Source organism: Pseudomonas sp. NDM (assembly GCF_003105095.1).
GTDB classification, from domain to species: domain Bacteria; phylum Pseudomonadota; class Gammaproteobacteria; order Pseudomonadales; family Pseudomonadaceae; genus Aquipseudomonas; species Aquipseudomonas moraviensis_A.
The window spans coordinates 26,514-33,742 of sequence record NZ_QETJ01000045.1; the positions used below are offsets into that span (position 1 = coordinate 26,514).

6 protein-coding genes are annotated in these 7,229 nt (G+C 61.0%); 5 read left to right on the forward strand and 1 reads right to left on the reverse strand.

Annotated features, from left to right (window positions below; genetic code table 11):
* Positions 1-167: 167 nt before the first annotated feature.
* From DCO47_RS12225 to DCO47_RS12240, 4 genes are all read left to right on the forward strand, one after another.
* Entirely contained in the window at positions 168-530 is a 363-nt protein-coding gene (locus tag DCO47_RS12225) for an ArsC family reductase (RefSeq protein WP_116658179.1), read from the forward strand.
* Positions 531-561: 31 nt separating this feature from the next.
* Positions 562-1,596: a 2,3,4,5-tetrahydropyridine-2,6-dicarboxylate N-succinyltransferase gene (gene dapD / locus DCO47_RS12230; protein WP_003222105.1), complete on the forward strand. Its 1,035-nt coding sequence runs from the start codon at positions 562-564 to the stop codon at positions 1,594-1,596.
* Positions 1,597-1,743: 147 nt separating this feature from the next.
* On the forward strand, positions 1,744-2,949 hold the full coding sequence (locus DCO47_RS12235) for an aminotransferase class V-fold PLP-dependent enzyme (RefSeq protein WP_116658180.1): 1,206 nt from the start codon (positions 1,744-1,746) through the stop codon (positions 2,947-2,949).
* Positions 2,946-3,350 (forward strand): SufE family protein, encoded by a 405-nt coding sequence (locus DCO47_RS12240; RefSeq protein ID WP_065615289.1) that lies wholly within the window; start codon positions 2,946-2,948, stop codon positions 3,348-3,350. Before DCO47_RS12235 ends, DCO47_RS12240 begins: the two co-directional genes overlap by 4 nt.
* 104 nt (positions 3,351-3,454) lie before the next feature.
* On the opposite strand, the gene tcdA is transcribed toward DCO47_RS12240, so the two are convergent.
* On the reverse strand, positions 3,455-4,273 hold the full coding sequence (gene tcdA / locus DCO47_RS12245) for a tRNA cyclic N6-threonylcarbamoyladenosine(37) synthase TcdA (RefSeq protein WP_039762445.1): 819 nt from the start codon (positions 4,271-4,273) through the stop codon (positions 3,455-3,457).
* Between the two features lie 214 nt (positions 4,274-4,487).
* Here tcdA and DCO47_RS12250 point away from each other — a divergent pair, with 214 nt between their 5' ends.
* Positions 4,488-7,079 (forward strand): glycosyltransferase, encoded by a 2,592-nt coding sequence (locus tag DCO47_RS12250; protein ID WP_065615291.1) that lies wholly within the window; start codon positions 4,488-4,490, stop codon positions 7,077-7,079.
* The last annotated feature ends 150 nt before the right edge of the window (positions 7,080-7,229 follow it).

The window sequence follows — 7,229 nt, forward strand, 5'->3', positions numbered from 1 at the left end:
AGCGGTCGTTCAGCGCACTGAGATAATGACTGACATGGCGTCTTCGCGAGCAGGCTCGCTCCCACAGGGTTTTGCATGGCCAAATCGACCTGAGGCGCCGCGAAACCGTCCGGTCATGGCATAATCCGTCACCATTTTTTTCCAGCACCTGTAAAGGGGGCGATTCCTTGGCCGTTTCAAGTAAAACGTTGCACCTTTTCGGCATCAAAGCCTGCGACACCATGAAAAAGGCGCGCACCTGGCTCGATGAACACTCTGTCAGCTACGACTTTCACGATTACAAAACCGCCGGCATCGACCGTGAACACCTGACCCAATGGTGTAACGAACACGGCTGGCAAACGGTGTTGAACCGCGCAGGCACGACCTTTCGCAAACTCGACGACGAACGCAAAGCCGATCTCGACCAGTCGAAAGCCATCGAACTGATGCTCGCCCAACCCTCGATGATCAAGCGCCCGGTGCTCGATCTCGGTGACCGAACCCTGATTGGCTTTAAGCCAGACATCTACGCGGCCGCTCTGAAGTAAGCAGCCCGTCACTCTTCGTAGAGGTATTCACATGTCCAATTCCCTGTTCAGCATCGCCTTTGGTGTCGGCACCCAGAACCGTCAAGGCGCATGGCTGGAAGTGTTCTACGCACAGCCACTGCTCAATCCTTCAGCCGAACTGGTCGCGGCGGTTGCGCCGATCCTCGGTTACACCGAAGGCAACCAGGCCATCACTTTCACCACCGCACAGGCTGCACAACTGGCTGAAGCGGTGAAAGGCATCGACGCCGTGCAAGGCAAGCTGCTGACCCGTCTGGCCGAAAGCCACAAGCCGCTGGTCGCCACCCTGCTGGCCGAAGACGCGCAACTGACCTCCACGCCTGAGGCCTACCTCAAGCTGCATCTGCTCTCGCACCGCCTGGTCAAGCCGCACGGCGTCAGCCTCGCCGGTATCTTCCCGCTGCTGCCGAACGTGGCGTGGACCAGCCAGGGCGCGATCGACCTCAGCGAACTGGCGGAAATGCAACTCGAAGCGCGTCTGCGCGGCGAACTGCTGGAAGTCTTCTCGGTGGACAAGTTCCCGAAAATGACCGACTACGTCGTACCGGCCGGCGTGCGTATCGCTGATGCAGCACGTCTGCGTCTGGGCGCGTACGTCGGTGAAGGCACCACCGTGATGCACGAAGGTTTCATCAACTTCAACGCCGGCACCGAAGGCCCGGGCATGATCGAAGGCCGGGTTTCCGCTGGCGTATTCGTCGGCAAGGGTTCGGACCTGGGCGGCGGTTGCTCGACCATGGGCACCCTGTCGGGCGGCGGCAACATCGTGATCAAGGTCGGCGAAGGCTGCCTGATCGGCGCCAACGCCGGTATCGGCATTCCACTGGGCGACCGCAACACCGTCGAGTCGGGCCTGTACGTGACCGCCGGCACCAAGGTTGCGCTGCTCGACGAACACAACAATCTGGTCAAGGTGGTGAAGGCGCGTGAGCTGGCCGGTCAGACTGACCTGCTGTTCCGTCGTAATTCGGAAACCGGTGCTGTGGAGTGCAAGACCCACAAATCGGCGATCGAACTGAACGAAGCGCTGCACGCTCACAACTAAGCGCCTGGACGATCGATTGTAGGAGTGAGCCTGCTCGCGATAGCGGTGTATCCGTTGCGGATACGTTGACTGACACACCGTCATCGCGAGCAGGCTCACTCCTACAGGTTTGGCGTACATCCCGCCCAATTTCACAGGGCTGAACCCATGATGATTCCCTCCCCCTGGCGCGCCGATTACCCGGCCATCGCCGCGCTGCAACGGCAAGACCAGACCTATCTGGACAACGCCGCCACCACGCAAAAACCCCAGGCCCTGCTCGACGCACTGACGCATTACTACGCCAATGGCTCGGCCAACGTGCATCGCGCGCAACACCTGCCCGGCGCCCATGCGACGCAAGCGTTCGAAGACAGTCGGCGCAAGGTTGGCCAGTGGCTGAACGCGGGTGACAGCGGGCAGATCATTTTCACCCACGGCGCCACCAGTGCGTTGAATCTGCTGGCTTACGGTCTCGAGCATCTGTTCGAGCCCGGCGATGAGATTGTCATCAGCGCTCTGGAGCATCACGCCAACCTGCTGCCGTGGCAGCAACTGGCGCAACGCCGCAACTTGAAGCTGGTGATCCTGCCGCTGGACGTAGACGGCCTGATCGACCTCGCCGCCGCCGTGCAGCTGATCGGCTCGCGCACACGTTTGTTGGCGGTCAGCCAGTTGTCCAATGTGCTGGGTGCCTGGCAGCCACTGACCGCTTTGCTTGGCATGGCCAAGGCGCACAACGCGCTGACCGTGGTCGATGGCGCGCAGGGTGTGGTGCACGGTCGCCATGATGTGCAGGCGCTGGGTTGCGACTTCTATGTGTTCTCCAGCCATAAGCTCTATGGCCCCGATGGCCTCGGTGTGCTGTTCGGGCGCAACGCTGCGCTGGAGCAATTGCAGCCATGGCAATTCGGCGGCGAGATGGTGCTGGACGCCAACTATCACGATTCGCGCTTTCGCCCGGCGCCACTGGGTTTCGAGGCGGGCACTCCGCCGATTGCCAGTGTCATTGGCCTCGGTGCGACCCTGGATTATCTGGCCGGGCTGGATCAGCCAGCCGTGTCGGCCCACGAAGCGGCGCTGCACGACTATCTGCTGCGCGGCCTCGCTGCTCGTAATGGCATTCGTCTGCTGGGCAAGCCGCAATTGGCGCTGGCCAGTTTCGTCGTCGAAGGCGTGCACAACGCTGATCTCGCGCACTTGCTGACCGAACAGGGCATCGCCGTGCGCGCAGGGCATCACTGCGCCATGCCGCTGATGAAAAGCTTCGAACTGGCCGGCGCGATTCGCGTGTCGCTGGCGCTGTACAACGATTCGGAAGATCTCGAGCGCTTTTTCGAGGCCCTGGATCAGGCGCTGGAGTTGTTGCGATGAGCTTGCCGGTTGAAGCAGCCGAAGCGCTGCAGACTTTTCAGGATGCATCGGGCTGGGAACAGCGAGCGCGGTTGCTGATGCAGTTTGGTGATCGTCTGCCGCCGTTGGCTGACGCGCAAAAGTGCGAGGCCAATCGAGTGCATGGCTGTGAAAGCCAAGTGTGGCTGGTGGGGGATTTGCGCGACGGGCACTGGCAGTTCAGGGCGAGCAGCGATGCGCGGATGATCCGCGGGTTGGTGGCGTTGCTGCTGTTACGGGTTAACGGGTTGTCGGCGGCTGAGTTGCGGCAGGTGGATCTGCCGGAGTGGTTCACTCAGTTGGGGTTGTCGCGGCAGTTGTCACCTTCGCGCAGTAATGGCCTCAATGCCGTGCTCACGCGGATGAATGAGTTGGCTCAATAAAAGCGGCTGCTCCGCAGCCATCGCGAGCAGGCTCACTCCTACAATTTGGAATGCGTTCCCCTGTAGGAGTGAGCCTGCTCGCGATAGCGCCCTCAGCCTCAACTTCAAGCCTGAGGTTTTACTCGGTCAGCAGGGCGCCGCACCCCCGCGACAATCTTGTCCACAGCCTTGGTCGCCGCGACCATGCCGAACGTCGCCGTGACCATCATCACCGCGCCAAACCCGCCGGCGCAGTCGAGCTTCACGCCGTCGCCGACAAAACTCTTCTGCAGGCAAATGCTGCCGTCCGGTTTCGGGTAGCGCAGCTGTTCCGTGGAGAACACACACGGCACGCTGTAGTGCCGGGTCACGGTGCGGGAGAAGCCGTAGTCACGGCGCAAGGTCGAGCGCACTTTCGAGGCCAGCGGATCGTTGAAGGTGCGGTTGAGATCGCAGACCTGAATCAGCGTCGGGTCGATCTGCCCGCCCGCGCCGCCGGTGGTGATGATCTGGATCTTGCGGCGTTTGCACCAGGCGATCAGCGCCGCTTTGGCGTTGACCGCATCGATGCAGTCGATCACGCAGTCGATGTTCGGCGTGATGTATTCGGCCATGGTGTCGCGGGTAACGAAATCGGCCACGGCGTGCACCGTGCAATCAGGATTGATGCCGCGCAGACGCTCGGCCATCACCTCGACCTTGGGTTTGCCCACGGTGCTGTCCAAGGCGTGCAATTGGCGGTTGGCATTGCTGACGCAGACGTCATCAAGGTCGAACAGCGAGATCTCTCCCACCCCGCAACGGGCCATGGCTTCCGCCGCCCAGGAACCGACGCCACCGACGCCGACGATCGCCACATGGGCAGCGCGCAGGCGTTCCAGGCCCTCGATGCCATACAAACGGGCGATGCCTGCAAACCGCGGATCTTCTGTACTCATGACCATTACCCCAAAAACCGGCGCGCATTATAGGGCTACGCAGCGGTAAGTTTTAAGCTGCAAGCGACAAGTGTAAGAACTTAAGTCAGAGTCGGATGCCCAATGTCAGGCATTTTCCCGGCAGTTGTACGACTGGTTAACCGCCGGTGTAGGATGCGCGCCCCTCGGGCGTCTATCCGACCGAATCTTCGTTCCACAGCCTTTGGAACCCGAAACAGCTATGTCATCGCGTAAATTTGGACTCAACCTGGTGGTGGTGCTGGCCATCGCTGCCCTGTTCACCGGTTTCTGGGCGCTGGTCAATCGCCCGGTCACGGCGCCGAACTGGCCGCAGCAGATCTCCGGCTTCTCGTATTCGCCATTCCAGCAGGGGCAGTACCCCCAAAGGGATCAGTACCCGTCGGACGACGAGATGCGCCGTGACCTGGAAATCATGAGCAAGCTGACCGACAACATCCGTATCTATTCGGTCGACGGTTCTCTGGGAGACATTCCGAAACTGGCTGAAGAATTCGGCCTGCGGGTCACCCTCGGTATCTGGATCAGTCCGGATCAGGAACGCAACGAACGGGAGATCGTTAAAGCCATCGAACTGGCCAACACCTCGCGCAGCGTGGTGCGTGTAGTGGTCGGCAACGAGGCACTGTTTCGCGAGGAGATCACCCCTGAGGCGTTGATCGTTCTGCTGGATCGGGTGCGCGCTGCCGTCAAGGTACCAGTGACTACCTCCGAGCAATGGCACATCTGGGAGAAATACCCGCAACTGGCCAAGCACGTTGACTTGATCGCCGCCCACGTCCTGCCCTACTGGGAGTTCATTCCCGTCGACAAGGCCGGCCAGTTCGTCTTCGACCGCGCCCGCGATCTGAAAAAACTGTTCCCGAAAAAACCGCTGCTGCTGTCCGAAGTCGGCTGGCCGAGCAACGGGCGCATGCGCGGTGGTGCCGATGCTTCACCGGCGGACCAGGCGATTTACCTGCGCACACTGGTCAATAAGCTCAATCGCCAGGGCTTCAACTATTTCGTGATCGAAGCCTTCGATCAGCCGTGGAAGGCCAGCGATGAAGGTTCCGTCGGCGCCTATTGGGGCGTGTTCAATGCCGCGCGCCAGCAGAAATTCAATTTCGAAGGCCCGGTAGTAGCGATTCCGCAATGGCGCGTGCTGGCGATCGGCTCGGTGGTGCTGGCGCTGCTGTCGCTGACCCTGCTGATGATCGACGGCTCGGCCCTGCGCCAGCGCGGCCGGACGTTCCTGACCTTTATTGCGTTCCTGTGCGGTTCGGTGCTGGTGTACATCGGTTACGACTACAGCCAGCAATACAGCACGTGGTTCAGCCTCACAGTCGGATTTCTTCTGGCACTCGGTGCGCTCGGGGTGTTCATCGTCCTGCTCACCGAGGCCCATGAGCTGGCCGAAGCGGTGTGGATTCACAAGCGCCGGCGCGAATTCCTGCCAGTGCTTGGCGACTCGGACTACCGGCCGAAAGTCTCGATCCATGTGCCCTGCTACAACGAGCCGCCGGAGATGGTCAAACAGACCCTCGATGCACTGGCCGCGCTCGATTATCCGGACTTCGAAGTCCTGATCATCGACAACAACACCAAGGACCCGGGGGTGTGGGAACCGGTGCGCGATTACTGCGAAACACTGGGCCCGCGCTTCAAGTTCTTCCACGTGTCGCCGCTGGCCGGTTTCAAGGGCGGCGCGCTGAATTATCTGATCCCGCACACCGCCAAGGATGCCGAAGTGATTGCGGTGATCGACTCCGATTACTGCGTGCACCCGAACTGGCTCAAGCACATGGTGCCGCACTTCGCCGACCCGAAAATCGCCGTGGTGCAGTCGCCGCAGGATTATCGCGACCAGAACGAAAGCACCTTCAAGAAGCTTTGCTACGCCGAGTACAAAGGCTTCTTCCACATCGGCATGGTCACTCGCAACGACCGTGACGCGATCATTCAGCACGGCACCATGACCATGACCCGCCGCTCGGTGCTGGAAGAGTTGGGCTGGGCTGACTGGTGCATCTGTGAAGACGCCGAACTGGGCCTGCGCGTGTTCGAAAAAGGCCTGTCGGCGGCGTATTACCACGACAGCTACGGCAAGGGCCTGATGCCGGATACCTTCATCGACTTCAAGAAACAGCGTTTCCGCTGGGCCTACGGCGCGATCCAGATCATCAAGCGTCATACCCGCAGCCTGCTGCGCGGCAAGGACACCGAGCTGACCCGTGGCCAGCGTTATCACTTCCTCGCCGGTTGGCTGCCGTGGGTCGCCGATGGCATGAACATCTTCTTCACCGTCGGCGCGCTGTTGTGGTCGGCGGCGATGATCATCGTGCCGCAACGGGTCGATCCGCCGCTGCTGATTTTCGCAATCCCGCCGCTGGCGCTGTTTGTGTTCAAGGTCGGCAAGATCATTTTCCTCTACCGCCGCGCGGTGGGGGTGAATCTGAAGGATGCGTTCTGCGCGGCACTGGCCGGCCTGGCGTTGTCGCACACCATTGCCAAAGCGGTGCTGTACGGCTTCTTCACCAGCAGCATTCCGTTCTTCCGCACGCCGAAAAACGCCGACAACCACGGTTTCTGGGTGGCGATCAGCGAAGCGCGTGAAGAGCTGTTCATCATGCTGTTGCTGTGGGGCGCGGCGCTGGGGATTTTCCTGGTCAACGGCATGCCGAGCAATGACATGCGCTTCTGGGTGACCATGCTGCTGGTGCAGTCGCTGCCGTATCTGGCAGCGCTGATCATGGCGTTCCTGTCGTCGCTGCCCAAACCTGTGGCCAAGGCTGAGCCGGCACCGGTCGTCTAAATCCGCACCGCAGCACTAAACGGCGGCCAACGGTCGCCGTTTTGCTTTAAGATAACCGCCATTTTGCGGGGCTTGGCGGCGTCCCCGGTTCGACTGACCGAACCCAATCCCTGTAGGAGTGAGCCTGCTCGCGATGGCGGTGTAACAGTC